Genomic DNA, 25,533 nt, shown 5'->3' with positions numbered 1-25,533 from the left:
TGTCGCGGAGTCAGGAGTGGCCTGCTCCATAGCAGCACGGAGGAACGACCATGAAGCAGTATGCCGGCATCGACGTATCATTGGAATACTCGAGTGTGCGTGCGGTGGATGCGGATGGTCGGATCATTCGGAAAGCAAAGATCCTCAGCGAGCCCGATGCGCTGATCGCCTCGGCGCGCACGGCGTGGCGATGGAGCGCATTGGTCTGGAGGCCGGCCCCTTGTCGCAGTGGCTCCATGCCGGGATGGTAAAAGCCGGTCTTTCCGTCGATCTGATCGAGACGCGCCACGTACGTGCAGCCTTCAAGACGATGCCGGTGAAGACCGACAAGAAGGACGCCCGCGGCATTGCGCAGTTGATGCGACTTGGCTGGTTCAGGCAGGTCCACTGCAAATCTCTTGCCGCCCAGGAGGTGCGTGCGCTGCTGACCGCCCGCAAGCTCGTTCAGGGTAAGCTTCACGACATCGAGATGAGCATCCGGGGCATCCTGCGCGGCTTCGGCCTCAAGGTCGGGCCGACGACGCGGCGCACTTTCGCGGGGCGCACCCGCGCGCTGATTGCAGGCCATTTGACCTTGGAAGCGATCGCCACGGCACTCTTGAAGGTGCGCGACGCGCTTGTGCACGAATTTGCAGGGTTTGAGCGCAAGCTGCGTGCCATCGCCCGTCAGGTCGACAACGCACTTCGGTTGATGACGACGCCAGGCGTTGGCGTCCTGGTGGCGCTGACGTTTGTCGCGGCCGTCGATGCACCGGAGCGATTCCGATCGTCGCGGGCGGTCGGGCCACACTTCGGATTGACGCCGAAGAAATATCAATCGGGCGAGACCGATCATAGCGGTCGCATTTCGAAGATCGGCGATGGCAGCGTGCGAACCGTGCTCTACGAGGTCCTGACGCGACCGGTCAAAGGTTCCGATCTGAAGGGCTGGGCACTGGCGGTCGCCAGACGGGCCGGTCCGAGAAAGGCGCGCGTCGCGCTGGCCCGCAAGCTGGCGGTGGTGTTGCATCGCATGCTCAGCGACGGAACCAACTTCATCGCTCATAAGGGAGCGTCCGCCCTGGCGGGTTGATCGCAGGAGACGACAAGACAGGCTTTCGGAAGGGCACAGCCATCAGCCCTCCGCAGCAAGGTCCCTTCGCCGGGACGATGGATGGGTTAGGCCGCTATGCGATCAGCAGCACGCGGTGACCGCGCCGTTCTAGATTGGCCAACCGGTCCTCAGCAGACCCCATAGAGCAGCGGCAAAGCTCCGACTGCGGACAGAAGCAAGCACTCGGCGAGGGATTACGCTCACAAGGGATTGACGCAAAGCCCGTTACAGAAGCATCGCATAATGTATCTACCGGAACGCAGGCGAAACCGTTGCCCGTGGGCTTGCTTTGGCTTTCTACCGGTCTTGAGCGTATCCCGTTGCAGGGCCGTCTCCGGCGGAACGTCAAACGGTTCCGGGATGCCCGATACCTAACGCAGCGTCCCCCCTCGTCTGCCCGGACGAGGGGGGCGCTTGCAACTTTCATGCGGCGCGTATTTTCGCCTCACATCGCAGGAGCATCCCATAGAGGTCCCGTGGTTCGTCCGGATCGGCGAGCAAGTCGAGATCAGTATAAAGCCCCGTCTCCTCCAGCTTGCTACGTACATAGCGTAGCGCCGAGAAATCCTCGATTGCAAACCCGACGCTGTCGAACAGGGTGATGGTCCTGTCCGACTGCCGACCTTTTCGTTTGCTTGCGATGACCTCCCAAAGTTCCTTCACGGGGTAATCTGCGTCGAGTTGCTGGATTTCACCCTCGATCCGGGTCTGCGGCGGATACTCGACGAAGATGTCTGAGCGCAGCAGGATGTCCTTGTGCAGCTCCGTCTTGCCAGGGCAGTCGCCGCCGACGGCATTGATGTGAACGCCTGGTCCAACCATGTTGTCGGACAGGATCGCTGCGTACTGCTTATCGGCGGTGACGGTCGTGATGATGTCTGAACCTTCCACAGCCTCCTGGGAGGACGTGCAAGCCGCAATCGAGAAGCCTTTCCCCTTGAGGTTCCTTGCGCACCGTTCGGTGGCGGCTGGATCGAGGTCGTAGAGGCGCAAATCTGTTACGCCAAGGATCGCCTTGAAAGCGAGCGCCTGAAATTCGCTTTGCGCGCCATTGCCAATGATGGCCAGGGTTTTCGAGTTCGGTCGAGCAAGGTGCCTTGCAGCCACAGCCGACATCGCTGCCGTGCGCAGGGCAGTCAGGATAGTCATTTCTGAGAGCAGCATCGGATAACCATTGCCGACGTCCGACAGCACCCCGAAGGCCGTAACGGTCTGGCGCCCTTCTTTCGTGTTCTTGGGATGACCGTTGACGTACTTGAAACCATAGAGCGTTCCGTCACTCGTTGGCATTAGCTCGATCACGCCCTCTGCCGAGTGCGATGCGACGCGTGGGGTCTTGTCGAACTGTTCCCAGCGCCGGAAATCTTCCTCTATCACCGCGGCAAGTTCCGTGAGAAACGTCTCGATGCCAATCTTAAGGACGAGGCGCATCATGTGATCGACGCTGACGAAGGGTACGATGTTCAGGTTCGAATGAGTGCTCATTGAACTTGTTTCCTGTCATTGGATGTTTCGGACCGTCAAGGCTGGCGGGATTCGGCAAGATTAGCTTGCGCGATTGCCGTCGGCGAGAAACGTTCTGGCGATTTCGGATACAAGGTCTGGCAAGACTCCAAAGGCGTAGGGCTCGTACACGCGCTCGAATTTCTGGTGGAACTCGCGCCCCCAGGGACCGAGATTGACTGCCGGGAAACGTACCGCGTCTTCATGCGGATGGTCGATCAATCGCGAGATGGGCGTGTTGTCCGAAACGACCTGACTTCCGTCCGCCGAAAGGCCAAGGAAGCTCATATCCGATATACCCTGGAAATGGGGTTTCCAGACGAGGCTGCGCTCGGGATCGTTGCCGAGGCCTGCCCGGGCTTTCTCGATGGCTTGGTGCAGCGAATGGTCGTTTGCCTCGCTGAGGCGCAGATGGCTCGAAGGGTAGTGTAGACCCGAGAAACCGACGACGATCGCTGGACCGGACAGTCGGGCAATTCCGACCAACCATTCGGTCAGCTGTCGTGTAAGGAGCAGCGGATTGTCCACGCCCGAAAGGGCCTTCTCCTGAGCCGTGTAAAGAGAGCTGAAATCCTCTCCGCAATTCTGCGCTGCCAGCGTTCTCAACTCCTGGAAGGTCAGGAGACGCGGTTTTGCCGGTGTCGCCCCGGCGCTTCGGCCGACGAGCTTGCCGAATTCGGAAGATTGGCTTGCAAAGCGATCCACTGCCTCGGTCGCGCCGGTCAGCACCTCGCTTTTGAACCGGTCAAACAATTCATCCGCTGTCATGGCATGGTATAGCCAATTGAAAGCAATCCAGAAGCGCTCGGGTGTCGTGACTTCGTAACCGTCCCTTAGGTCCTTGGCTTCGAGGCAGATCGGCGGCGGTGAAACGTCGATGTGGTTGCGATCTGCCAGTGATGCGTTGCCCTCGAGACGTGCCAATATACCTGCGGCCATGGCTTGCGCGCTGACGCCCTCGAACGGATAGCTGGCGTGAGAGCTGCAGCCGATCACGAGCGCAAAGGGCAATAGCTTGCCGATCGTGCCGGCATAGACCGCTCGACCCTCGCGGCCGTCACCCTGGTCGGAGGTGACGTCGAGATTGATGGCCGCTGCGATCTCGACGCCGAAATCCTGGACGAGAGCCGGCAAGGCATCCCGAAACGACCGCATGCCTCGGCTTTCGCGTTCTTCGTCCGGCGTGGCGACCATCATCAAGTTGCCCTGACGCCCGGGGTCAGCTGCAAAGCTCTCCAGGCAGGCGATGGCAACAGCGATACCGCTCTTCATGTCGAGCAGGCCGCGGCCGGGAAGGAAGTCTCCGCTCTGCAGGTCCAGCAGTGCTCGTTCTTCCTGCTCGGAGCGGTTGCTGCGTGCCGAAAGGCTTTCGATCAGTGCATCCTTCAGTTGGAGGCTGTCGCATGCCAGTGGTTTGAGTTCATGGTAGTTGTCGGTGGAAACGGTGTCGAAGTGACCGGCCATCACCAGTGTCCGCGTGCCCGTGCCGCGCACAAGTGCTACGATGTTACGGGTCAACGGATCGCCGTGACTGTCTAAGAGCCGCAGGTCTTCCGGATGCTCCCGGAAATAGGGAAGTTCACTCAAAAGGGCATGCAGACGATCGGCGAACGACGCTTCGCCCGGCGTACCGGTTTCGCTCGACCAGGACGTAAGCCGCAATGCCAGATCCGTCACGCGGTTCTGATCGATGCGCGTGCTTGATAGGGCAACAGTCTCTTTTCGTGCGCTTGTCATCTTCGTTTCTTCCATTCTCAATTCGACAGGTACTTGCGCAGGAACGCACGGGTTCGGGCCTCGGTAGGATCGGAGAACACCCGTTCCGGCGCTCCTTGCTCGACTACCACGCCACCGTCCATGAACATCACGTGATCGGACACCTCTGCGGCGAACCGCATTTCGTGTGTCACGATCAGCATGGTCATGTGTTCCGCCGCTAGCTGCTTCATGACCTGGTTGACCTCTTCAACGAGCTCGGGATCGAGGGCCGAGGTGGCCTCATCGAACAGCATGACCTTGGGCTGCATCGCCAGCGCGCGGGCGATGGCAACACGCTGCTTCTGTCCACCAGACAGCCGCGCCGGGTACGCGTGCCCCTTTTCGGCGAGACCGACTTTGGCCAGAAGCGCATTTGCACGCTCAAGTGCTGCTTCCTTCGTCAGACCCTTGAGCCGCATTGGTCCGATCATAATGTTCTGGAGCACAGTCAGGTGCGGAAACAGATTGAACTGCTGGAACACCATGCCCATTTCCTGACGGATATGGTTGATGTGGATTTCAAATGCCCGGCCCTTGAGGGGGCGGTTGACCTGTTGACCATCGAGCCAGATCTCGCCCGAAGATGTCTCCTCGAGCATGTTGATGGATCGCAGCAGCGTGCTCTTTCCAGACCCGCTCGGCCCGATGATGGAGACGATTTTGCCACGGGCCACATGCAGGTCGATGCCCTTGAGCACTTCATGGGTGCCGTAGGATTTGCGGATCTGCCGCAACTCGATCATGGGAGTGTGTTCTGTCATCGAATGGCTTCCGCTCTGCGGGCGGCCTTGCTCAGCACGAACTCCATCGCCAGGTTGACGATGTAGTAGAGAACAGCCGCGGTGAAATAGAATTCGAAGGGACGATAGGTCTCGCTGATGGCGCGTTGAGCGTTTAGCACCAGCTCAGCGATGCCGAGGACGGAAAGAACGGCCGTGTCCTTCAGCAGGATGATGCTGTTGTTGCCGACCTGGGGGAGGGCGGTCAGGATGGCTTGCGGTACGATAAAGTGACGCAAGGTGGATCCCCGGCTGAACCCAAGCGATCGAGCGGCCTCCGTTTGTCCCGGATCGACCGCTTGCAACGATGCCCGGAAAATATCCGCGTTGTAGGCGGCGTAGTGCAAGCCAAGTCCGATCAGGCCGGTCCAGAAGGCCGGCAACATCAGGCCCACCTGCGACAGACCATAGTAGAGCAGGTAGAGCTGCAGCAGCAGCGGCGTGCCCATAAAGAGAAACATGACGGTGCGAACGGGCAGACTTACGAGCTTTGGACAGTAGAGCGTTGCGATTGCAATGATCACGCCGAGCACGACACTGACGGTGCCTGCGAGAACGGTGATGATGATGGTCCAGGCCAGGCCGACCAGCAGGAGACCCCAGTAGGGTGGTACGACGCTAAAATCGAGTGTCATGCGACTGCCCTCCCGCTTGCATCGAAGGCACGCTCGACCCCGCGGGCAATGAGGGAAATGACCGCGATAATGGCAAGGTAGGCCACTCCGGCAACAGCAAAGACCTCGAATGGCTTGTAGGCGGAGGTCACGAAACGCTGCGCCGAATACGTCAGTTCCACGACGCCGATCGTGGATACCAACGCCGTGCTTTTCGACAGAATGATCGTGTTGATGCCCAGCGAACGGACCATCAGTGGCGCGGCCTGAGGCAAAATGAACAGCCGTAACGTGTCGAAACGGCCGAACCCGAGTGATCGTGCTGCCTCGGCCTGTCCTTTTTCGACAGCGAGGATGGCTCCCTTGATCCCTTCGGACATGTAGGCGCCAATGTTGAAGCCCATCGTCACGACACCGGCGGCGAACGGTGTCAATTCCAGCCCAAATTGCGGCCCCCCGAAATAGACGATGAACAGCTGCACGATTAAGGGCGTGCCCCGCATGACGCTGACGTAAAATGTCGCGAGCCAGCGGATTGGTTCGATCTTGGAGAAACGTCCCGTGGCAACGACAGCCGCGACCAGGAGCCCAATCGCCAGCGAACAGACGGTCAGGCCGATCGCCACCAACGATGCTTCTGCGATGAAGGGCACAATTCGCCCAATCAATTGAAAATCCATTCCGGGCCCTCCGGACCTGGCTCGCGGGCAATGCTTAGCCATCGGCTAGGTCGCATGAAACATGCGCCTTCCCGTGGCAGGCCCCGGAGCTGCGAAATTCGAAAGCAATGGCGATGTTGAGGCCCTAAGCCGAACGTGCGCCTTACCGTCGGGGAAGGCCGAGATGTTGTTTGACATCCCGGCCGATTGAATTAGCGGATGTCCTGGCCGATCCACTTCTTGGCAATCGTTTCATAGGTACCGTCAGCCATCATGTCGTCGAGGGCGCTCTGCATTGCCGCAGCAAGTTCCGGATTGCTCTTGCGAATGGCGATGCCGGCGTCATAGCGCGGCAGCTTGTCGTTCTTGACTTGCTCGACGGGGGCATTGCTCTTGGCGATCGCCACGAAGACCGGAACGTCGTCCGCCACGATCGCGTCCACGCGACCCGCAGCGACATCCAGAAGCATTTCGGGCAGTCCCTTATAGGTGCGGACTTCGTAAGTGTTCTGCTCTCGCACCCACTTTTCGGCAGTTTCACCGAGCGTGACGCCAACTGTCTTGCCATTGAGTTCGTCGACGCTCTTCACACCGGCCCCTTGACGCACGAAGAAAGCCAAGCCTGAGCGGTAATATGGCCCGACGAAGTCGACCGCCTTCTTTCGCTCGTCGGTGATACTCATGGAGCCGATGATCGTATCGTAACGACCGGTGACCAGGCCGGCGATGATGCCGTCCCATGCGGTTGTGACAATGTTCGGCTCGACCTTGAGACGGCGCGCGATTTCAGAGGCAATGTCCACGTCGAAGCCGACGACCTTGTTGTTTTCATCCACGAAACTGAACGGCGGGAAGACGCCGGAGAGGGCGACGGAAAGCTTTCCTGCCTTTTCGATCTCTTGCAGATCATCGGCCCGCGCGAATGAGAGGGGCAGGAGGAAAGTGGCCGCGATAAGTGCCGCGGAAAGAGCTTTTGTCAGTTTCATGTATTCATCTCCCGATGCGATCCGAAAAGCCGGATCGGCGCGTTGCCTAAGAGGTCATTTCCAATGGCATGAATTGATCGACGAGCAGTCAGGTGGGGTCATTTGAAACGGTCCCGCCTTTGTTCCGACCGGGCTGCGCATCGATGCGGGGGAGTCGTAGTACGATCGCTGAGAACAAAAAAGAATGCAAAGTGCTTGAAATCTTCCAAAGGTGACGAAATGGTAATTGGATTGACGATTTAGGGAGCGGTGGATGGATGATCTCGATAGGCGCTTGCTTGCGGAACTGCGGATTAACGGTAGGGCATCCGTTCCACAGCTCGCGCAGATCCTTGGGGTGGCTCGAGCAACGGCGCAAAAAAGGTTGGATCGGCTTGTTGCAGACGGAAACATCAAAGGCTTCACGGTTCGCCTGAAAGACGACATCAGCAGGGACTTGATCAGGGCGTTTATCCTGATCGAGATGACCGGGTCTCCGAGACATGCGGTCTCTGCTGTCAAACGCTTACCTGGCGTCGCCTCTCTTTCCAACACCAACGGCGTTTGGGACATGATCGCGGAAATCGAAGTCTCGACCATGTCGGAATTGAATGAGCTCATCTCCACTGTGCGAGCCACCGACGGCGTAGCGAAGAGTGAGACTTTTATTATGCTGGGCCCGGCCTGATCTTCGCCTCGCGCGTGTGGTTGGTCACTGCGGAAGGCGTTTGGCACCACAGCCAGCAATGTCGGTTAGCCCGCCCTTGCCACGTACAGGCTCGAATCCAACCGCTCGTGCGAGCGCTTGCCGAAACGAGAAAGGGTTCGCGGTTCGGTTCCATTCAAGACGAGGGATGCGTAGTCGGCTTCCGCTGCGTCGCAGCGGCAAGGGCCGATCGTCTCGAACGGGCCGACTGCAGACGATGGCCCAGGGCTGAAATGCGCCAACTTGAGACCTGACTGAGATCTCCTGTGCGTAACGGACTCTCTTACGCGAACCGGGATGCTGTTCTCGCGCGCGCCTTTGCCACTACCTCCTCGCGATCGGGAGGAGGTTGAGAGGTCCCCAGCGAATCGAGCAGCTCGCGCATGCCGCGATCGAACTGACACGCGCTCGATCGCTGATCTGCTGGTTGATGCCCTTCTGGCGCGGCTGCTTCGCCGCGCGCTCCGGCGTGGTTGCCTAATCCTGTCGCGATCAAAGTAATATGATAAGAAGCCAATTTGACGGGCGGGTCGGAGGATGGGTCAGGGCATGGCAACGAGCGAGACGATTATGCAGCAACGCGACCTGCGCGAGGAAACCGCGCCCCTTCGGGCGCGAATTCTCGACATGCTCTCGCAACTGCCATGGGACGGCGTTCGCTACGGCCACCCTGTTCCGGGGCTTTCGCTCTATCGCATCATCGAGCCAGCCGGCCCGTTTTCCAGCGTCTCCGAACCCAGCGTGGCGCTCATCATCAAGGGAAGCAAGCGTATCCATGTCGGAAACGAAATGCTCGTTTACGATGAATCCTGCTTCTTCATGACCGCCATCGGCCTGCCGATGACCGGCCAGATCTGCGAGGCGAGCGAGAGTGAGCCCTATGTGGCAGCCACGCTGCGCCTCGATCTCGAAAAGCTGCGGCGAATTATCGCCGATTACGACATACAGCCGCCGGATGCCCCCGAACGCGATCTCGGCGTCGCGGTCGGCGCCGCCACACCGGAACTGTTCGACGCGTTATTGCGATTAATTTCGCTCGCGACCACGCCGGCAGACATCCCGTTCCTGGCCAGTCAAATCCAGGGCGAGATCCTCTATCGGCTGCTCACCGGCGAGCAAGGCGCGCGGCTGCGGCGTTTCGCGCTTGCCGGCACGAACAGTAACCGGGTGGCAAAGGCCGTCGCGTGGCTGAAAGAAAACTATGCCCGGCCGCTTCGTGTCGAAGAACTCGCGGAGATTGCGAACATGGGGATATCCACGTTGCACCACCATTTCCGCGCCATGACAGCCATGAGCCCACTGCAGTTCCAGAAGCACCTACGGCTGCATCATGCGCGGGAACTGATGCTTTCGGAATCGCTCGACGCCGCAACCGCCGCGCTGCGCGTCGGCTACGAAAGCCAGACACAGTTCAACAGGGAATATCGGCGCGCCTTCGGTCATCCGCCGCTCAGAGACATCAAGGCAATCCTCAACTCCAGCGACTCGAAAAGACGCGACTCCATCGGTTGACGGGCTGCCGAACACAAGTGGAGCGCACCGTTGGTGCGCTGGCGCATCTTTTGTCATGATCACAATTTCGTCAGGCCGAGAGGAATAGGCAATAATCTGACAGGATCGAACCTACCAGCGTGCAGGATGGTCTTCTAAGCTGCAGCCGCGGTCTGGCGAATGGCCGCGGCGCGTGAAGCGGGGTTTCCGGATAAGCATCCCGAGACCACGCGCCCGAACGCGAGGAGAGCATCATGGCAATTGTAACGATCAACGGCGTCGAACACACGGTCGAGGCCGAGGCGGATATGCCGCTTCTTTGGGTGATCCGCGATCTGGTTGGACTAACAGGGACGAAGTTCGGCTGTGGCATGGCGCAGTGCGGTGCCTGCACGGTCTATGTCGACGGTTCGCCGGTTCGGTCTTGTCAGACCTTGGTCGGTGACATCGAAGGCGCAAAAGTGACGACCATCGAGGGCCTCAAGGGAAAGGTCGCGCAAACGGTTCAGGCAGTGTGGGCCGATCTCGACGTCCCGCAGTGCGGCTACTGCCAGTCGGGGCAGATCATGTCGGCGACAGACCTCCTGGCGAACAATCCGAAGCCGAGCGATGAGGACATCGACACGGCCATGTCGGGCAATCTCTGTCGTTGCGCCACCTATCACCGAATCCGAGCCGGCATTCACGAAGCCGCTAAGCGTCTGGAGGCTTGAGCCATGCTGCCCAAACTCATGCAATCGGTTTTCCTTCCGGCCGCGGAAGCGCAGGCATCGCGGCGACAGTTCCTCATTGGTGCCCTTGCTGCAGGTACTGGTATCGCCGTCGGCTTTCGCCTCCTGTCCGCGTCCCCGGCGGTAGCGGGCGAGACAGCGACGACCAGCGCTTCACATGCCTTTTCCCCCTACGTGACAATCGACGGCGATGGAAAAGTGACCGTACTTTCGTCGCAGTTCGAGATGGGCCAGGGCTCCTATAACGGTATTGCCACACTGGTGGCGGAAGAACTCGATGCCGACTGGTCGACGATCGAAGTGAAGGGGGCCGCCGGCGATGTGAAGGCCTATGGCAACATCGCCTTTGGAGGTGCCTTTCAGGGCACCGGCGGGTCCACGTCGATGGCGTCCTCCTGGGAGCGCTATCGCAAGGCGGGTGCCGCGGCCCGCTCCATGTTGGTCGCCGCCGCTGCCTCCGAATGGGGTGTTGCCGCGGCAGAGATCACCGTCGAGAACGGCATTCTTGCCCATCCGTCAGGCAAGAGCGCCGGTTTCGGTGTCTTCGCCGCAAAGGCGGCGACAATGCCGGTGCCCACGGACGTGGTACTTAAGCAACCGAGCGACTGGAAGCTGATTGGCAATGCCAGACTGAAGCGCTTCGACAGCGCCCGTAAGGCAAACGGGACGGAGCAGTACACGATCGACATCAAGCTTCCCGGCATGCTGACCGCCGTGATGATCCATCCGCCGCTGTTTGGAGCGAAGGTAAAGTCCTTCGACGCCTCGTCCGCGCGCACCGTCAAGGGGGTGGTGGACGTCGTCGAAACGCCTCGGGGCGTTGCCGTCGTCGGCGAAAACATGTGGGCGGCGATCAAGGGCCGCGAGGCGGTCACCGTCAGTTGGGACGAAACGGCGGCGGAAAAGCGCGGCACGGCCGAGCTCATGTCCGCCTATCGGGACCTTGCGAAGAAGACGCCGGCCGCGCTCGCGCGCAACGATGGCGATGCCGGGACAGCCTTCGCCGGCGCAACGAAGGTCATCGAGGCAAATTTTGAGTTCCCCTATCTCGCGCATGCCGCGATGGAACCGCTGAATGCAGTGGCGCGCATGAACGAGGACGGCACGCTCGAGGTTTGGGGTGGGCATCAGTTCCCGGACGTATACCAGATGCTTGCCGGCCAGGTGGCCGGGATTGCCCCCGAAAAGGTACGCCTCATTGTGATGAAGACCGGCGGCAGTTTTGGCCGGCGGGCCGTGTTCGACGGTGACGTCGTCGTCGAGGCGGTGCATGTGGCCAAGGCCCTCGGTTTCCGCGCGCCGGTAAAGGTGCAGTGGACTCGGGAGGACGACATGCGCGCGGGTCGCTATCGACCCGCGTATGTGCATAGCCTCAAGGCCGGTATCGACGAGAACGGAAAGCTCGTTGCATGGAGCAACCACATCGTCGGCCAGTCCATCATGGCGAAGACTGCGTTCGATGGAATGGTCAAGAATGGGGTCGACCCGACCTCGGTCGAAGGGGCCAACAATCTGCCCTATGCCATTCCAAACCAGACGGTGGGTTTGACCACCACTGAGGCCGGCGTTCCGGTTCTATGGTGGCGCTCCGTCGGCTCGACCCATACGGCCTTCGCAGCTGAAACCTTCCTGGACGAGGTCGCCGAGACGGCGGGACGAGATCCGATCGAATTCCGTCTTTCGATGCTTGAGCCGCAGTCGCGTCACGCGACCGTCCTCAAGCTGGCGGCGGAAAAGGCGGATTGGCAGAAGCCCTTGCCGGAGGGGCGCTTCCGAGGCGTTGCCATCGCCGAGAGCTTCGGCTCCGTTGTGGCCGAGATCGCCGAGGTTTCGACTGACGGAAATGGCCAGATCCAGGTCGAGCGCGTCGTAGTCGCTGTCGATTGCGGTCTGGCGATCAATCCGGACCAGGTCCGCGCCCAGGTGGAGGGCGGAATCGGCTTTGGGCTGGGGGCGATACTCGGCGAGGAGATCACGCTGACGGACGGCAAGGTCGACCAGAGCAATTTCGACCTTTACACGCCCCTGAGGATCGATGCGATGCCAAAGGTCGAAGTTCACATCGTCGCCTCCGCCAATCCGCCCTCCGGCATAGGCGAGCCCGGCGTTCCGCCCATCGGCCCGGCAGTCGCCAATGCCGCCTACAGGGCGCTCGGCAAGCGGATCCGCGTCATGCCATTCGCGAGATCGCTCAACACGTGATCTCGCATGCCCGGCCGGCCGCGTGGCCGGTTGGGCATGGGGCGAGACCTTCGGCGGTCACGCGCGTGGCAGAAAACCGTCGCGCGCGCCGATGAAGGCCGTTTCTGCCGGACCGAGGCGCTGGCTCTGCGCAGTTTCGTCTGCGTGAGCGCGCGCGATCCGCGCCCACTGCTCCGCGCTGCCATAGTGCTCCTGTGCGGCCGCTACGGAGGGCGTCGTGGCGATACTGAGATATCTGCTGCTCATTCCGTTCCTAACTTTCTAGAGCGCCGGAGCTAACTTCAATCCTGCAAGGCCCAGTCCGCCACCTCCCAGCGCATCTGCCCACGGTCGGCGACGACACGGCCGAGCCCTGGGAAGGGCATGTGCGTGGCGGCGATGAGTGCGCCTTCCGAAGCGGCGCGAGGGAAAAAGCGGTCGCGCATTGCCTTGGCCGCTGCACGGTCCTGCTCGAACAGGAAGAACACGTCGGTCGCCCCCGGATGCACGACCGGAAAGATCATGTCCGAGACCATGATGAGGCTCTTCCCGTCATCCTCGACCCGCACGCCGATATGGCCGGGTGTATGGCCGGTCAGGTCGACAATTGAGACGCCGCGCACAATTTCGCGTTCTCCGTCAATCGCCTGGAGTTTCGGGTAGAGGCGCACCACCTCCTCCGCCATCTTAAAGCTGGTTTGCAGATAGTCGGGCGCGCCGCTGCGCTTGGCCGGGTCGGTCCAATGGGTGACGTCGCGACGATCGATGTAGAGCTCCGCCTTTGGGTAGTTGTTCTTGCCTCCGGCGATCAGACCGCCCATGTGGTCCTGATGCATATGCGTTACGATCACCGCGTCGATCTGGTCGAGCTGCAGGCCAAGCGCACCGAGCGCCTGCGGCAGTTTGCCGGTCTGCCCGATCGAGCCCGCTGCACCGGCATCGATCAGGATGCGGCGCTCGCCATCATCGATGAGATACTGGTTGAAGAGGAACCGCACCCCACTCGGCCGGGCGGTGAACTGAGCGGCTGCGGCCTGCTCCACCTCGGCCGGCGCGCGTCCCGGAAAATAGTCGAAGGGCATGTCGGCATACCCGTCTGTCAGCGCCGTCACCGTGAAGCGACCGATGCGGATCTGCGCCAGCGGCGTAATGCTGACCGGCGTTTTGGCGGTATTCTGCGCGGCGGCAGGGGCCGGTGCGCCACTGATCAGTCCTCCCCCAAGGAGGCCGAGAGGAAGAGCGCTGGCAAAGGCACGACGTGAAAGTTGAGGCATGACGTCTTTCTCCTGATCATTGGCAATACGGGGAGCCGGCCGGCGTCCCCTGGATCGGATGGACCGGCGTCAGAACGTCCCTGCCGGGACGTAGGCACGGTGATTCCGCGTGTTGGGGTGCAATCGCAGGTAACCGGCGGATTGCGTCGTCCACATTGGAACACTCGACCTGCGAAGCCCCATCATGTGGCGACCGTGTGTCGACCGCGAAGACGACCCTGCTTCCGGCAAACGCTCACTTGGCGCGCGAGAAAATCAGACGCTCGGACCCCGCATCGTTCGCTCTCCGGCACTGACCACAGTGCCGGCCGGACTGATCTTTGAAAAAACGCTTGCAAAATGCCGTGCGATTAGACGACCCCAACAGAAGCAAGCCCGCGGCGAGGGATTAAGCGCACGAAACGCAAAGCGGGAGATCCTAACCGAAGTGCATCACGCCGGTTTTTTAGGGTAGGGGTTCAGCTTCCATCTTGCAAATGTGTCCGGAACACTTCGGCCGGCGTTCTGTAGTCGAGGCACTTTCTCGGCTGGTCGTTGAGATGGCGAGCAAGCTGGATGAGGTTGCGTTGATCGCGGCGGATCCTACAAGTTTTCACCGCGACGTGGCCAGTGATGGTCGTCATGACATCATTTGATGTCCTGAAACACGAACTCGACGCGTCGGTTCAATGCGCGTCCTTCCGGATTGTCCAGCCCATCTCCATCCTCGTTGGGTGCAACGGGATGGTCGGCTCCCACGCCGGCGACCGCCAGCCTTGTCTTGCCGACACCGTGGGCCTCCAGCCACGCTGCTACCGCTTTGGCCCTACGCTCGGAGAGAACCTGGTTGTAGGCGACTGTCCCTTTGGAATCCGTATGCCCCTCGACTAAGGTTCTGCCGCCCGGCGTGGAAGCGATGAGGCGCGCGATCTCCTGCAATGTCGGCTCGGCGGCGGGTCTTATATCTGTCGCGTCAAAATCGAATAGCACGTCACCCAACATCGAAACCCTGATGGCCTTGCCTTCCCGTCGTGCCGTCAGGCCGTTGCGGTTGGAGACGAGGCTATCGACTCTGGCCAACAGTGCTGAAACCGAGGCCTTTGTTTCGGACCCGAGGCCCTTCAAGCTCAGGACGGTCGCCTTGAGGCCTCTGACTTCACGCTGGTAATTCGACGCATGAGCGTTCACGTGTCCGACCGACACAATGATCGCAAGGCCGACTATTGTCACAAACCTGCTCATTGCTGTTTGTCCGCAATAGGAATTGCATCGATCGTCTCTACACCGCGAATAGTCAAAGATACTTCCGTAATGTCTTTCGGCGGCGCAGGAAACCGCCCGTACCAGGTCCCGGACACCGAGGAATCCTTTGTGTTTCGAATGGAAAGCTGCGGGCTTGCCAGCGGTGTATCCTGGCTATCTCTCAGTAGGAGATATTTCTTGTCACCCGCAAGGACATAGAAGTTGTTCTCATAGTCTTGATCGGAAATTTGGGCGTAGATAGATTCCATCTTATCCGGCACGATCGGGGCAAAACGAATCTTGATCGTAAGGATATCACCGTCGCGAATAGCGTCGGTGACTTGCGCTTCCGCAGCACCGCTATCGGTTATCCCGGTTGCCAATGGCGGTTTGGATGTAGCCAATGCCTGCGATTGAGCTGTGTTGACGGCGCCAACCCCACCGATCGCCAGAGCGAAGCAAGTGACGGCGATACGCAAACCGGATTTATTTAAACGCATGCGCAATTCCCTCCTTTCAGAAATCATGGGTGTGAATGAGGCTATGGATGGATCATGATCGGGCTTACGGAGACGGTTCCTTCCCGGTCACACATCTCTGCTTCCAGAACGGAAAAAAGCATTTCTTTTTGCCGTTCTAGGAACTGAGCATCTGGCGCGATTACGTTGTAAAATACACTTCCGCGCAGGGTGGAAAGCGTGAAATGCATGAGGTCGGAGCGCCTGCGTTTATCTGGAATCAGAGCCTTGAAGACCGTGCTCCAAAGCCTCTCGAGGGTCGCCTGCGACTGGATCCTGTGCTGCATGAGTAATGCATGGAGATGCACGTCCGCGCGCGTTCCCATCACAATTTCCCATATCGCCATATAGCGACGACCGGCATAAATGTCGCGCAGCAACTCAATGAAAGTCTTCCAATCAGACTCGGCGTTGTTGTCATTCGCGAATATCTCGAGCTGCGCGCGGACTGCCTCGAACTGATAATCGACGAGTGCAAGAATGAGGTCTTCCCGAGACGGAAAATGATGTTGTAGTGCACCAGAAGTCAGACCGGCTCTGCGTGTGATCTCGCCGGTTGTCGTGCGTGCATAGCCAAGCTCGATCAGCGCCGACATCATCCCCTCGAGCAGATCCGCCCTGGTTTTCTCGCGCCGCTCTTGCTGTGTTCTGCCTTGGGCGCGCACCGGCTTTGGGGCCACTTGCATGTCCGTCTCCTCTCCATATGCAACATAAAACATCATATCAATGATGTTTTATGTTGCAACCATTTTCGGCCGCCACAAGGTGGCGGCTTGATCGTGGAGGCAACAAGGCAGGTTTTCGAACGGGCACAGCCATCAGCCCTCCGGAGTGCCGCAGGAGAACTTCAACGATCTGGTCGCTTTCGTAGCGGTCGCGCGCGAGGAAAGCTTTACGCGGGCGGCAGTGAAGCTCGGAGTTTCGCAGTCCGCGCTCAGCCAGACAGTCCGGGGGCTTGAGGAACGCGCTTGGCCTGCGTCTGCTGACGCGAACGACGCGCCGCGTAGCGCCGACGGTTGCGGGCGAACGTCTTCTCCAGACGGCGGGTCCGCGCTTTGAGGAAATCCAGGCGGAGCTTGCGGCGCTCAGCGAGATGCGTGACAAGCCCGCGGGGACGGTCAGGATCACGACGGGCGAGCACGCCGCGATCTCGGTCCTTACACCTGCTCTCGAGAAGTTTCTGCCCGACAATCCCGATGTAACGTCGAGATCACCGTCGACTACGGCCTGACCGGCATCGTTGCCGAGCGCTACGATGCGGGGGCCGACTCGGCGAGCAACTCGCCAAGGACATGATCGCGGTCAAGATCGGACGCGAGATGCGCATGGCTGTCGTCGACGCTCCGTCCTCTTTCCGCCAGCACCCTTGGCCGGAAGTCCCGGAGAACCTCACGGCCCACAACTGCATCCAGATCCGCATGCCGACCTACGGCAATATCCTGGCGTGGGAATTCGAAAAGGATGGGGTCGAGGGGAAGATGGTGTTCAACAACATCGCAATGCGTCTCGATGCGGTGAGACGCGGTCTCGGTCTTGCGCACATGCCCGATGACCTTGTGGCGATTGCGGTGTCAGCGCAAGGCAACCGATCTTGCGCCCCGGGTCTCGTTCTCCGCTCAGTCGGGCTTGAAGCCGATCACCATCGAGTCCGGCCCCAGCAACGGCTCGACGCGTGTGGACACGAAACCGGCGTCGCGCATCCAGGCCTGGCAGTCGGCGCCAGTGTAGTCGAAACCTCCACGGGTCTCGATCAGCATGTTCAGGCTCATCAGCAGGCCGAAGGCGTTGCTGCGGCGCTCGTCGTCGATGACAGCGTCGTAGACGATGACGGCCCCGCCTTTGGGCAGCGCGGCGAAGGCCTTTTCCAGCAGCATCCTCTTTTCGGCTAGATCCCAGTCATGCAGGATATGCCCCATCACGATCACATCCGCATTCGGCATCGGGCCGCAGAAGAAGTTGCCGCTTTGGAAGCGGACGCGGTCAGCGAGGCCCTGCCGGGCGATGAACTCGTCGAATATCGGCTGCACGGCGGGCAGGTCGAAGCCGATAGCCTGGAGATGCGGATGGGCTCGCGCAATCACCACCGGCACCATGCCCTGCGCCGCGCCCACATCGGCGAAGGTCGTATATTTCGACCAGTCGAACCTGGCGGCGATCGCCTGCGCCGCACCTGCGCTGATCCCGCTCATCGCTTCGAGGAACCCGCGCAGCCGTGCCGGCTCCGCATAGATCGCGGCGAAGAAGTCCTCGCTGTGCTTGGCTTCGTTCTGCGGCTCTCCGGAGTGCAGGGCTTCGGTCAGCGAGCCCCAGAAACCGTAGAGCCGGGCATTGGCCATTTCGAGGATGCCGCCGATATAGGACGGCTTCCCCTTGTCGAGGAAGAGGTCGGTATCCGAGGCATTGCGATAGCGGCCATCCTCGCGTTCGAGCAGCTTCAGGGCCACCAGGGTGTCGAGGAAGTCGCGGGCCGAGCGGGGATGCAGTTTCAGCCTGGCCTGCAGGTCCGGCAGGTCGGCCGGTCCGGCTGCGAGCTCGGTGAAGACGCCGAGCTCGACGGCGCTGAGCAAGGCTTTGGAGGCCCAAAACCCCATACCGAGCTGCATGATGTTGTCCGGCGTCGTTGCGCCCATCGCTCGTCTCCTCGTGGATCGGGTCGTCGAACTGCGCCTGGCATTGGTGCGGAAACCGAAGCGGTCCGGCGGCGCTGCGAAGCCGAGGACGTTCCGTCTCGTCGAGGACACCCTGCCAGGAAAATAGAGCGTTTCGCGATGGGCTGCAATTAATCAAGAATCACTAGCTAAGCCCACCCGAAAAGCGAGGTGAGTGATCTCAGGTGGTAGGCGGAATTGCTCGCGCAGTGTTGTGCTGATGATTTCCTCGGTCCCGCCCGCAAGCCGCTTGCGCCGGGTTTCGGTGGTGCGGGGCAGTAACGTCGTGATCGTCCGCTCGACGCGATACCGGCCGAGCAGATTGTAAACCTGGCGGGTGGACAGGCGCAGCTCGGCCGCCGCTCGAGCAACGGCAGGCTGTCGTGGACCGAAGTGGTCGAGGATCTTGTCCAGCTCGCGCGCCATGCGTCGCGCCGTCGACCATTGCTCATCCGAAATCGCTCGAGCAGCCGGTGAGGTTCGATTGTGCAATCGCTTTGGCAAAGTAGGCGTTTCGCTGAAATCGTTAGCGGAAAATTAGGTCGCGTCTATCGGCTAAAGCTTACTAGCATATGACATTTTGCCGTTTGAAGTGACGAAGTAAAACCCACATTTGGCGGCAGTGCCGATTTTGTATCCGACCACATGGCAATGTGGCTCCGATCGGAGGCACCACGGGGTCGGTTTCGGTAGGGGGGCGAAATGAAATTGGTCGAGCGTTGGATGACTGCTAGGAAAATTGGATTGTCCGACGCAAGAGCTCAGTAGCTTCGGCAACAGAGGCCCCTTGATCGGCGGGGGAGCAGCTCGTTCGCAGAACTCGCGCCAGACGAATAGCGTCAGTTCCGCGCCGTCAGTAGGGGTCTCTCCCGGCCCTTCCGCGAAAGTTTCTAGTAGCCGGTATCGGTCATCCTTCCAGAATAGCTCCTCAACCCACCCGTATATTGGGATGACATGGAAATGGATGGGGTACTCCGGCGCATGCCCGTAGCGGCCGATGTAAACCCGTTAATACACGCTTCAATGCATCTTGGACCTTTGCGAACAGCAAGCCAAGTGAGCATAACGCTTCGCTGGGGAGGTCGCTCAGGTCGTTGGTGAAAGTCTTCGAACTTATCATAAGGTAGCCGGGGAGCGACGAATTGATACGGTGGTTCACAGACCAACCTGTTGTCTCGCCAATGTGATACTGCTCTGGGACGTCGCGATTTTCAGGCATGCCTTTAGCCTGTCCGTCTTGCGAACGACACCCCGATGAGGCTCACCAAATATACCGACTACGCAATGCGATTGATGATCTATTTGGGATCACGGCCATCGGGGCTTAGCTCGATCCGGGAGATATCGGACACGTTCTCTGTCTCGCAAAACCATATGATGAAGGTTGTTCAGGACCTTGCGAACGCTGAGTTCCTGGAGTCCGTGCGCGGTCGTCGACGAGACGTTGATTTATGCACCGGGCGATTGCCCATTCGCAAATTCGCGCGCAGCCTGAATGAACGCACTAAAGGCGGCCGGCGGGTTCTTTCTGCCAGGGTAATACAGCGCGAGCGGTGCCAAGGAAGGGGTCCAATCCTCGAGAACGCGCACCAGTCGACCGGCCGCAATGTCATCGCGCACATCCGCCTCCATGACGTATCCGAGCCCAACTCCATTTTGAGCCGCTATCCTGACAAGGCTTGACTCGTCGAGGGTTATTGAGCCCTGCACATCGATCTGGACAGCGTTCCCGTCCTTTTCAAATTTCCACCGAAACAAGGCGTTGTTGGGCAGACGCGCACGGATGCAGCGAAACCGATATAGGTCGGTTGGTACGGTTGGACTGCCATGAGTGCGCAGGAAGTCTGGTGATGCGACAACGGCATTACTGCGCTTCAAACCAAGCGAGACGGCGATCATGTCGCTCGGCACCAGATCGGCTGGCCTCAGGCCTAGGTCGAAGCCCGCCGCAACGATGTCGACGATCCGTCCCTCCGTGACCAGATCGATATGCACCTGAGGATAGCGCTGCATGAACGACAAGATGAGCGGTTCGATCACCTCCCGGGCTGCTGTCGCGAAGGCATTGATGCGCAATGTGCCTGTCGGAGTTTCCTGAAGCGATTGGACCGTAAGCATAGCATCGTGGATGTCCGTGATCGCCGGCCCAACCCGCTCGACAAAGGTCCTCCCCGCATCGGTGAGCGAAACACTTCGCGTCGTACGGTTGAACAGGCGAACGCCCAGGCGCTGCTCAAGCTTTGCGATGGCATTGCTAAGTGCTGTCGTGGACATGCCAAGCTCGAGCGCGGCTGCCCGAAACGACCCGAGGCGAGCAATGCTTAAAACGGCGTCCAGGTCGGCGAGTACAGATCGCGTCATTATCCCTCTTTTCGTAATTCCTCATCCTTCTTTATCCTAGTTATCGTGTCAACCATCTTGCCCTAGGTTGTCCTTGTCGACCTCCAAAGGGGGCGAGGCCCCTAGCCGGCAAGGCTGGAAATTGATGGAGGACCAAAATGACAATCAAACTACCCAAGGGCATCGAGGCCTATTTCGACGCCGACCGGGACGGCAGCCCCGACGCTATTGCTGCCACCTTCACCGAAAACGGCATCGTGAAGGATAAGGGCAAGACCCACAGGGGCCGTGATGCCATTCGCAAGTGGATGGCAGAGGCTTCGCAGGAATACAGCTACACGGTAGCGCCCTTCTTCATCGCCACTGAAAACGGGAAAACCCAGGTGACGGCCCATGCGGTCGGCACGTTCCCAGGCAGCCCGATCGATCTGCGCTTCTTCTTCGTCCTCGTGGGCGACAAGGTCGCCGAACTGGAGATCACCGTATGACCCCGTTCCTCACCTTGCAGGGGCGTCGCGCCCTGATCACCGGCGGCACTTCGGGCGCCGGAGCCGCAACCGTGGCCCTCTTCAAGGAGCTTGGCGCCCGTGTGCTGACCACCGCACGCACCAAGCCGGCAGATTTCTCCGGTGCGGCATTCGTTGAAGCCGACCTGACCACCACGACGGGGGTACAAACCGTCGTTGACGCGGTGCATCGGGAGCTCGGCGGCCTCGATATTCTTGTGAACGTACTGGGCGGCTCGTCAGCTCCATCAGGCGGCTTTGCTGCGCTCATCGACGAGGAATGGGACAAGGAGTTCAACCTCAACTTCTTTCCGGCGGTCAGGCTCGATCGTGCTCTGATCCCTGGCATGGTCGCTCAGGGAAGTGGTGTCGTCATCCACGTCACCTCGATCCAGAGAAATCTTCCGCTACCGGAGGCGACGACCGGCTACGCTTCAGCCAAGGCGGCCCTCAACACCTACAGCAAGAGCATCTCCAAAGAGGTCTCTCCGAAGGGAGTACGGGTGGTGCGGGTTTCTCCCGGCTGGATCGCAAGCCCGGGGTCCAATGGTCTGGCCCTGCGCATAGCTGAGCAAGCCGGTATCAGCTACGATGACGCGGTGCAGGTCATCATGAACTCGCTCGGCGGCATACCGCTGGGACGACCGGCCGCGCCGGAGGAGGTCGCTGATCTGATCGCGTTCCTTGCCTCGGATCGAGCAACGTCGATTACGGGAACAGAGCATGTGATCGACGGTGGGACTGTTCCGACCGCTTGAGCATCTAGGCCCTCTACCGCCATTGCAGGTCAGGCGGGTGCGTCCCACCCGCCGATCTGGGAGTAAATCGCGTCACGAAGATACCGCACGTCGCGGTTCAAGGCAGCGAGTTGCGGTGGTGTTTGGGTCGAGGCTGCAAGCAGGGTATCGCTGAGGCAGCCTGCCCTGTGCTGCAAGGCACGACCCTGGTCTGTCAGCCCAACCAGTACCTGCCGTTCGTTGTTCAGGTTGCGTGTCCGACTTAAGTGTCCGGCTGTTTCAAGACGCTTTAAAAGCGGGGTGAGCGTGCTGGATTCCAGAGCAAGTCGGTCGGCAATTGAAACTACGGTCTGCTCGTCTTGAGCCCAGAGGACGTTCAGGACGAGATATTGGGGATATGTCAGCCCAAGTTCGTCGAGAAAGGGCTTGTATGCGCGCTGAATAGCAATGCCGGCGGTGTAGATCGCATAGCAAAGTTGGTCGGGCAGAGGCGGGGGATCGTTATAGCGTTGGGTCATTTTGAACTCCTGTACTCATTCATATAATCGAAAATATCACGAAAACCAATATCGCGATAAGAATCATGTTGACGCGCATCTCAAGATATGAAAGCTGAGAGATATCGCGATAACAATTATCGCATACAGCCAAAGGAGAGATCAATGACACGCAAGTCCATCACCACCGTTTCCGCAATCGCAGCTGCAGCCTCAATGTCGGTTGCGCTACCAGCGGCGAATGCCGCCGACACCATTCCCAAAGATCAATCCGTAAGAAACGTCGTTCTGGTTCACGGCGCGTTTGCGGACGGTTCCGGCTGGAAGGGCGTTTACGACAATCTGACGAAACGCGGTTATCGCGTCACCATCGTGCAAAACCCTCTGACGTCGCTTGCAGACGATGTTGCCGCCACCAGACGTGCGCTTGAGCGGCAAGATGGTCCTGTCATTCTCGTCGGACATTCCTGGGGCGGAACCGTCATCACGGAAGCTGGCATCTATCCGAAGGTTGCGGGCCTCGTCTATGTCTCCGCTCTCTCCCCAGATGTCGGCGAGACATCGGCTCAGCAATACGAAGGATTCGCTCCAGCAGCGGAGTTCGTCATCGAGACGACAAAGGATGGTTTCGGCTATGTCAGCCCGGCAAAGTTTAAGGCTGGGTTCGCTCATGATGTAAGCGATGCCGATGTTGCGTTCATGAGGGACGCACAGGTCCCGATCAACATGTCGGCGTTCGCCACGAAGCTCGAGAATGCAGCTTGGCGCACTAAGCCCAGCTGGGCTGTTATTGCCACCGAGGACAAGGCCTTCGATCAGGCCATGCTGATCCACATGGCTGAGCGCATCAATGCCAAAATCACCAAGGTGTCGGCAAGCCACGCGCTGTTCATGACGCAGCCGGCGGTCATCGCCGATACCATCGATCAGGCCGCCAAGACCGCGTCGGCAAAAAAGCAATGATCGCCTTTGCGTCATCGGGACAGTCCGTACGGTCCCGATGACGCTAAGCAGGGCCTACCGAACACGCGTCCCAGCGACAAAGCGAGAAACCTAGTAGGACGCCAGATCTTGACCGAGATTTAAAGCATCCCTCCTCGGCCGGCGTCTCAGCACTTCGTAAATTCTAATTAAATCCATTCACGGAGATAACCACGTGAAACTGCACCCCCATGACATGCCCTTACCGGCAAATCCGTCCTTTCCACAGAAGCCGGCCGGTGACGTCTTCGACTTCATCGTCTGTGGTGCTGGGTCCAGCGGCTCGGTTGTCGCAGCGCGACTGGCAGAGGATGGAAACGCGAGCGTTCTGCTGCTAGAGGCCGGCGGAAATGATGTACCCGAGACCGTTACGAACCCTGCGCAGTGGCCGCTCAACCTCGGATCAAGCCGGGACTGGGGCTTTGTCGGACAACCGGCACCTGGTCTCGATGGCCGACGACTTCCTCTCAGCATGGGCAAAGGACTTGGCGGCGGTTCGAGCATCAACGTCATGGTGTGGGCGAGGGGACATAAGGAAGATTGGAATCACTTCGCCGCAGAGGCAAGTGATGATGCGTGGGGGTATGAGTCGATCCTCCGCTACTATCGTCGGATAGAAAACTGGCAAGGCACTCCCGACCCGACGCGTCGCGGAGCAGGTGGGCCAGCATATGTGTCGCAGCCTCGGTCTCCACAGCCAGTGGCGGAGGCCCTATTAAACGCGGCGTCAGCCATGGGCGTTCCGGTCTTCGATTCAACGAACGGCGAGATGATGGAAGCCCCCGGAGGCGCATCGATCGCTGAACTCCGCATCCGGGATGGCAAGCGGGAAACCGTGTTTGAATCCTATGTTCGTCCGCTGCTGTCGCGCCCGAACCTGACGGTGATAACCGAAGCGCTTGTTACGCGTCTTGTCTTCGATGGTCAGCGGGTAAGAGGGGTGGAAGCTCTGGTCGATGGTCGGCCGCGTAAGTTCATGGCGCATTGCGAAACGGTGCTGTCACTGGGGGCGATCAACACACCAAAGGTCCTTATGCAGTCCGGTATCGGCCCGGAAGACGAGCTGCAATCTCATGGGATCCCCGTCGTGCAACACTTGCCAGGCGTTGGTCGCAATCATCAGGATCATCTGGCATTCGGCTGCACCTGGGCCTACCGGAAACCGGAAGCAATCGGCGGTAGTGGCTGCGAGGCGAACATCTACTGGAAAAGCGACGCGCGTCTGTCCCAGCCAGACATCCTCCAGTGCCAATTAGAGTTTGCGGTTCCTTCGCCGCCAGACACAGGCCTCGAAACCCCAGAGCACGGCTGGACGATGTTCAACGGTCTTGCACAGCCTAAAAGCCGCGGTCGGCTGCGGCTCTCTGGTCCCGATGTAAACGATCCCGTCCTGATCGAACCGAACTCACTTAGTGAGCCGGAAGACATGGTAGCCGCGTTGGCCGCAGTGGAATTATGCCGCGAACTCGGAAATAGCGATGGCTTCCAACCGTTGGTGAGTCGCGAAACCGCTCCAGGTCCGCGCGACAGATCAGGCATGATCGATTTTATCCGGCGCTCGGCCGTTACCTATTGGCATCAATCTTGCACCGCCAAGATGGGACGCGACACCATGTCGGTGGTCGATAATGAGCTCAAGGTCTATGGTATCGATGGCCTGCGCATCGCGGACTCATCGATCATGCCGCGGATCACTACCGGCAACACGATGGCGCCGTGCGTTGTCATCGGAGAGCGCGCGGCGGATTTAATCCGGGCGGCACATGGTTTGACCATTCACAGCAAACCCGTCGCTCAGTCCGTCTGATTTCAATAAAGAGGAGCTCGGCGCTTCGCTACGCGGATCGCCGAGTTTCACAGTATCAGCCTATAGTTTCGGCTCGCAAACGCTCCCCATTCCCGCTTTATTCACGCGCAGTGAACAGGTCGACGGTTCATATCCTTTCAAGGCGTAGGATAGAGACATCCGGACCGGGCGGCATGTTGCCGGCTTCGCGTTGTAGGAGCGGATGCTGGCCAGTATGATCCGAGCGTCTCAATTGGAGCCGTGAGCGGACCGTCCGCTGCCAGGCCACCACCACGAAAAGCGGACATCAGCGTTCTTACCGCCAGGGTCCGGGTTGGGGCACACAGCAGACCGTCTGGTTCTGGATAGCGACGCAGGGAAAACGAACATGCTGAACACGTTTCGACCTATCACGTGCGGTTGGAATCTGGTCCGGTGCGCCAATCTCCAACGGTCCACTACAAAACCTGGGATCCGGGACACTGCGATGGACATCTCCGGATGATCCCAATACCATATGTACGAGTGAATTTCCTGAGGCACCT

The 25,533-nt window shown here is 59.7% G+C and carries 23 protein-coding genes and 5 pseudogenes; 11 read left to right on the top strand and 17 right to left on the bottom strand.

The genetic code is table 11. The annotated features are described in order from the left end of the window. The first annotated feature begins 50 nt into the window (after positions 1–50). Positions 51–1,072: pseudogene (locus IB265_RS19605) on the top strand (IS110 family transposase). A 444-nt stretch (positions 1,073–1,516) separates the two neighbouring features. Here IB265_RS19605 and IB265_RS19600 read toward each other — a convergent pair. From IB265_RS19600 to IB265_RS19575, 6 genes are all read right to left on the bottom strand, one after another. Then, on the bottom strand, positions 1,517–2,578 hold the full coding sequence (locus IB265_RS19600; protein WP_192495053.1) for an ornithine cyclodeaminase: 1,062 nt from the start codon (positions 2,576–2,578) through the stop codon (positions 1,517–1,519). A gap of 60 nt (positions 2,579–2,638) precedes the next feature. After that, positions 2,639–4,333, bottom strand: a complete 1,695-nt coding sequence (locus tag IB265_RS19595) for a M20/M25/M40 family metallo-hydrolase (RefSeq protein WP_192495052.1) — start codon at positions 4,331–4,333, stop codon at positions 2,639–2,641. 17 nt (positions 4,334–4,350) lie between these two features. After that, complete coding sequence (locus tag IB265_RS19590) at positions 4,351–5,115, bottom strand: amino acid ABC transporter ATP-binding protein (RefSeq protein ID WP_305853078.1); 765 nt, start codon at positions 5,113–5,115, stop codon at positions 4,351–4,353. Continuing rightward, on the bottom strand, positions 5,112–5,768 hold the full coding sequence (locus tag IB265_RS19585; RefSeq protein WP_192495051.1) for an amino acid ABC transporter permease: 657 nt from the start codon (positions 5,766–5,768) through the stop codon (positions 5,112–5,114). Before IB265_RS19585 ends, IB265_RS19590 begins: the two co-directional genes overlap by 4 nt. Next, complete coding sequence (locus tag IB265_RS19580; RefSeq protein WP_192495050.1) at positions 5,765–6,427, bottom strand: amino acid ABC transporter permease; 663 nt, start codon at positions 6,425–6,427, stop codon at positions 5,765–5,767. The genes IB265_RS19585 and IB265_RS19580 overlap by 4 nt, the downstream gene beginning before the upstream one ends. A gap of 191 nt (positions 6,428–6,618) precedes the next feature. After that, complete coding sequence (locus IB265_RS19575; RefSeq protein WP_192495049.1) at positions 6,619–7,392, bottom strand: transporter substrate-binding domain-containing protein; 774 nt, start codon at positions 7,390–7,392, stop codon at positions 6,619–6,621. A gap of 253 nt (positions 7,393–7,645) precedes the next feature. On the opposite strand from IB265_RS19575, the gene IB265_RS19570 reads away from it, so the two are divergent. Beyond that, positions 7,646–8,059 carry an Lrp/AsnC family transcriptional regulator gene (locus IB265_RS19570; protein ID WP_192495048.1) on the top strand — a complete coding sequence of 138 codons (414 nt, stop codon included), beginning with the start codon at positions 7,646–7,648 and terminating at the stop codon, positions 8,057–8,059. Positions 8,060–8,360: 301 nt separating this feature from the next. On the opposite strand, the pseudogene IB265_RS19565 reads toward IB265_RS19570, so the two are convergent. Further along, a pseudogene (locus tag IB265_RS19565) lies at positions 8,361–8,459 on the bottom strand (DUF2277 domain-containing protein); the annotation flags it as partial. Between the two features lie 167 nt (positions 8,460–8,626). On the opposite strand from IB265_RS19565, the gene IB265_RS19560 reads away from it, so the two are divergent. The 3 genes from IB265_RS19560 to IB265_RS19550 all read left to right on the top strand — a co-directional run bounded on the left by IB265_RS19560 (position 8,627) and on the right by IB265_RS19550 (position 12,501). Next, positions 8,627–9,589 (top strand): AraC family transcriptional regulator, encoded by a 963-nt coding sequence (locus tag IB265_RS19560; RefSeq protein ID WP_192495047.1) that lies wholly within the window; start codon positions 8,627–8,629, stop codon positions 9,587–9,589. Between the two features lie 233 nt (positions 9,590–9,822). Further along, positions 9,823–10,281 carry a (2Fe-2S)-binding protein gene (locus IB265_RS19555; RefSeq protein WP_113476934.1) on the top strand — a complete coding sequence of 153 codons (459 nt, stop codon included), beginning with the start codon at positions 9,823–9,825 and terminating at the stop codon, positions 10,279–10,281. Between the two features lie 3 nt (positions 10,282–10,284). After that, positions 10,285–12,501 (top strand): xanthine dehydrogenase family protein molybdopterin-binding subunit, encoded by a 2,217-nt coding sequence (locus tag IB265_RS19550; RefSeq protein WP_192495046.1) that lies wholly within the window; start codon positions 10,285–10,287, stop codon positions 12,499–12,501. 57 nt (positions 12,502–12,558) lie between these two features. On the opposite strand, the gene IB265_RS19545 is transcribed toward IB265_RS19550, so the two are convergent. The 5 genes from IB265_RS19545 to IB265_RS19525 all read right to left on the bottom strand — a co-directional run bounded on the left by IB265_RS19545 (position 12,559) and on the right by IB265_RS19525 (position 16,179). Then, positions 12,559–12,747, bottom strand: coding sequence for a hypothetical protein (locus tag IB265_RS19545; RefSeq protein WP_246805998.1), 189 nt, complete (start codon positions 12,745–12,747; stop codon positions 12,559–12,561). Positions 12,748–12,782: 35 nt separating this feature from the next. Beyond that, positions 12,783–13,754 carry an MBL fold metallo-hydrolase gene (locus IB265_RS19540; protein WP_192495045.1) on the bottom strand — a complete coding sequence of 324 codons (972 nt, stop codon included), beginning with the start codon at positions 13,752–13,754 and terminating at the stop codon, positions 12,783–12,785. Between the two features lie 627 nt (positions 13,755–14,381). Next, the gene (locus tag IB265_RS19535) at positions 14,382–14,975 is read right to left on the bottom strand and encodes an OmpA family protein (RefSeq protein WP_210334532.1); all 594 of its coding nucleotides are present in this window, start codon (positions 14,973–14,975) and stop codon (positions 14,382–14,384) included. Then, positions 14,972–15,475: a hypothetical protein gene (locus IB265_RS19530; RefSeq protein ID WP_246805997.1), complete on the bottom strand. Its 504-nt coding sequence runs from the start codon at positions 15,473–15,475 to the stop codon at positions 14,972–14,974. The genes IB265_RS19535 and IB265_RS19530 overlap by 4 nt, the downstream gene beginning before the upstream one ends. A 41-nt stretch (positions 15,476–15,516) precedes the next feature. Continuing rightward, a complete protein-coding gene (locus IB265_RS19525) occupies positions 15,517–16,179 on the bottom strand; it encodes a TetR/AcrR family transcriptional regulator (RefSeq protein ID WP_162261273.1) in 663 nt (220 codons plus the stop codon). Between the two features lie 145 nt (positions 16,180–16,324). Between IB265_RS19525 and IB265_RS37490 the strand changes: the two are divergent. Beyond that, positions 16,325–17,052: pseudogene (locus IB265_RS37490) on the top strand (LysR family transcriptional regulator); the annotation flags it as partial. Positions 17,053–17,109: 57 nt separating this feature from the next. On the opposite strand, the gene IB265_RS19515 reads toward IB265_RS37490, so the two are convergent. The 3 genes and pseudogenes from IB265_RS19515 to IB265_RS36825 all read right to left on the bottom strand — a co-directional run bounded on the left by IB265_RS19515 (position 17,110) and on the right by IB265_RS36825 (position 19,360). Next, positions 17,110–18,123 (bottom strand): methyltransferase, encoded by a 1,014-nt coding sequence (locus tag IB265_RS19515; protein ID WP_192495044.1) that lies wholly within the window; start codon positions 18,121–18,123, stop codon positions 17,110–17,112. A 153-nt stretch (positions 18,124–18,276) separates the two neighbouring features. Beyond that, entirely contained in the window at positions 18,277–18,567 is a 291-nt protein-coding gene (locus tag IB265_RS19510) for a hypothetical protein (RefSeq protein WP_057248438.1), read from the bottom strand. A gap of 304 nt (positions 18,568–18,871) precedes the next feature. Further along, positions 18,872–19,360: pseudogene (locus IB265_RS36825) on the bottom strand (HIT family protein). A 35-nt stretch (positions 19,361–19,395) separates the two neighbouring features. Between IB265_RS36825 and IB265_RS37375 the strand changes: the two are divergent. Beyond that, a pseudogene (locus IB265_RS37375) lies at positions 19,396–19,566 on the top strand (Rrf2 family transcriptional regulator); the annotation flags it as partial. A gap of 24 nt (positions 19,567–19,590) precedes the next feature. Here IB265_RS37375 and IB265_RS19500 read toward each other — a convergent pair. Then, a complete protein-coding gene (locus IB265_RS19500) occupies positions 19,591–20,502 on the bottom strand; it encodes a LysR family transcriptional regulator (RefSeq protein ID WP_057248437.1) in 912 nt (303 codons plus the stop codon). Positions 20,503–20,639: 137 nt separating this feature from the next. Between IB265_RS19500 and IB265_RS19495 the strand changes: the two genes are divergently transcribed. Further along, entirely contained in the window at positions 20,640–20,969 is a 330-nt protein-coding gene (locus tag IB265_RS19495; RefSeq protein ID WP_112997101.1) for a nuclear transport factor 2 family protein, read from the top strand. Further along, a complete protein-coding gene (locus IB265_RS19490; protein WP_057248435.1) occupies positions 20,966–21,745 on the top strand; it encodes an SDR family oxidoreductase in 780 nt (259 codons plus the stop codon). The genes IB265_RS19495 and IB265_RS19490 overlap by 4 nt, the downstream gene beginning before the upstream one ends. A gap of 29 nt (positions 21,746–21,774) precedes the next feature. On the opposite strand, the gene IB265_RS19485 is transcribed toward IB265_RS19490, so the two are convergent. Continuing rightward, positions 21,775–22,242 carry a MarR family winged helix-turn-helix transcriptional regulator gene (locus tag IB265_RS19485; protein ID WP_057248434.1) on the bottom strand — a complete coding sequence of 156 codons (468 nt, stop codon included), beginning with the start codon at positions 22,240–22,242 and terminating at the stop codon, positions 21,775–21,777. Positions 22,243–22,386: 144 nt separating this feature from the next. Here IB265_RS19485 and IB265_RS19480 point away from each other — a divergent pair, with 144 nt between their 5' ends. Next, positions 22,387–23,184: an alpha/beta fold hydrolase gene (locus IB265_RS19480; protein ID WP_057248433.1), complete on the top strand. Its 798-nt coding sequence runs from the start codon at positions 22,387–22,389 to the stop codon at positions 23,182–23,184. A gap of 193 nt (positions 23,185–23,377) precedes the next feature. Beyond that, positions 23,378–25,009, top strand: a complete 1,632-nt coding sequence (locus IB265_RS19475) for a GMC family oxidoreductase (protein ID WP_057248432.1) — start codon at positions 23,378–23,380, stop codon at positions 25,007–25,009. Positions 25,010–25,533: the final 524 nt, after the last annotated feature.

Origin of the sequence: Ensifer sp. ENS10 (genome assembly GCF_014852025.1) — a bacterium.
In the GTDB taxonomy this organism is placed as follows: domain Bacteria; phylum Pseudomonadota; class Alphaproteobacteria; order Rhizobiales; family Rhizobiaceae; genus Ensifer.
This window is presented reverse-complemented; position numbering and strand designations above follow the sequence as displayed.

Bases quoted from the DNA above. Each gene is read 5' to 3' on its own strand.
- IB265_RS19580 (WP_192495050.1), bottom strand. From the start codon at position 6,427: ATGGATTTTCAATTGATTGGGCGAATTGTGCCCTTCATCGCAGAAGCA.
- IB265_RS19535 (WP_210334532.1), bottom strand. From the start codon at position 14,975: ATGAGCAGGTTTGTGACAATAGTCGGCCTTGCGATCATTGTGTCGGTC.
- IB265_RS19560 (WP_192495047.1), top strand. From the start codon at position 8,627: ATGGCAACGAGCGAGACGATTATGCAGCAACGCGACCTGCGCGAGGAA.
- IB265_RS19540 (WP_192495045.1), bottom strand. From the start codon at position 13,754: ATGCCTCAACTTTCACGTCGTGCCTTTGCCAGCGCTCTTCCTCTCGGC.
- IB265_RS19480 (WP_057248433.1), top strand. From the start codon at position 22,387: ATGACACGCAAGTCCATCACCACCGTTTCCGCAATCGCAGCTGCAGCC.
- IB265_RS19570 (WP_192495048.1), top strand. From the start codon at position 7,646: ATGGATGATCTCGATAGGCGCTTGCTTGCGGAACTGCGGATTAACGGT.
- IB265_RS19575 (WP_192495049.1), bottom strand. From the start codon at position 7,392: ATGAAACTGACAAAAGCTCTTTCCGCGGCACTTATCGCGGCCACTTTC.
- IB265_RS19590 (WP_305853078.1), bottom strand. From the start codon at position 5,115: ATGACAGAACACACTCCCATGATCGAGTTGCGGCAGATCCGCAAATCC.
- IB265_RS19525 (WP_162261273.1), bottom strand. From the start codon at position 16,179: ATGCAAGTGGCCCCAAAGCCGGTGCGCGCCCAAGGCAGAACACAGCAA.
- IB265_RS19545 (WP_246805998.1), bottom strand. From the start codon at position 12,747: ATGAGCAGCAGATATCTCAGTATCGCCACGACGCCCTCCGTAGCGGCC.
- IB265_RS19585 (WP_192495051.1), bottom strand. From the start codon at position 5,768: ATGACACTCGATTTTAGCGTCGTACCACCCTACTGGGGTCTCCTGCTG.
- IB265_RS19600 (WP_192495053.1), bottom strand. From the start codon at position 2,578: ATGAGCACTCATTCGAACCTGAACATCGTACCCTTCGTCAGCGTCGAT.
- IB265_RS19490 (WP_057248435.1), top strand. From the start codon at position 20,966: ATGACCCCGTTCCTCACCTTGCAGGGGCGTCGCGCCCTGATCACCGGC.
- IB265_RS19550 (WP_192495046.1), top strand. From the start codon at position 10,285: ATGCTGCCCAAACTCATGCAATCGGTTTTCCTTCCGGCCGCGGAAGCG.
- IB265_RS19555 (WP_113476934.1), top strand. From the start codon at position 9,823: ATGGCAATTGTAACGATCAACGGCGTCGAACACACGGTCGAGGCCGAG.
- IB265_RS19495 (WP_112997101.1), top strand. From the start codon at position 20,640: ATGACAATCAAACTACCCAAGGGCATCGAGGCCTATTTCGACGCCGAC.
- IB265_RS19595 (WP_192495052.1), bottom strand. From the start codon at position 4,333: ATGACAAGCGCACGAAAAGAGACTGTTGCCCTATCAAGCACGCGCATC.
- IB265_RS19500 (WP_057248437.1), bottom strand. From the start codon at position 20,502: ATGACGCGATCTGTACTCGCCGACCTGGACGCCGTTTTAAGCATTGCT.
- IB265_RS19510 (WP_057248438.1), bottom strand. From the start codon at position 18,567: ATGGCGCGCGAGCTGGACAAGATCCTCGACCACTTCGGTCCACGACAG.
- IB265_RS19485 (WP_057248434.1), bottom strand. From the start codon at position 22,242: ATGACCCAACGCTATAACGATCCCCCGCCTCTGCCCGACCAACTTTGC.
- IB265_RS19530 (WP_246805997.1), bottom strand. From the start codon at position 15,475: ATGCGTTTAAATAAATCCGGTTTGCGTATCGCCGTCACTTGCTTCGCT.
- IB265_RS19515 (WP_192495044.1), bottom strand. From the start codon at position 18,123: ATGGGCGCAACGACGCCGGACAACATCATGCAGCTCGGTATGGGGTTT.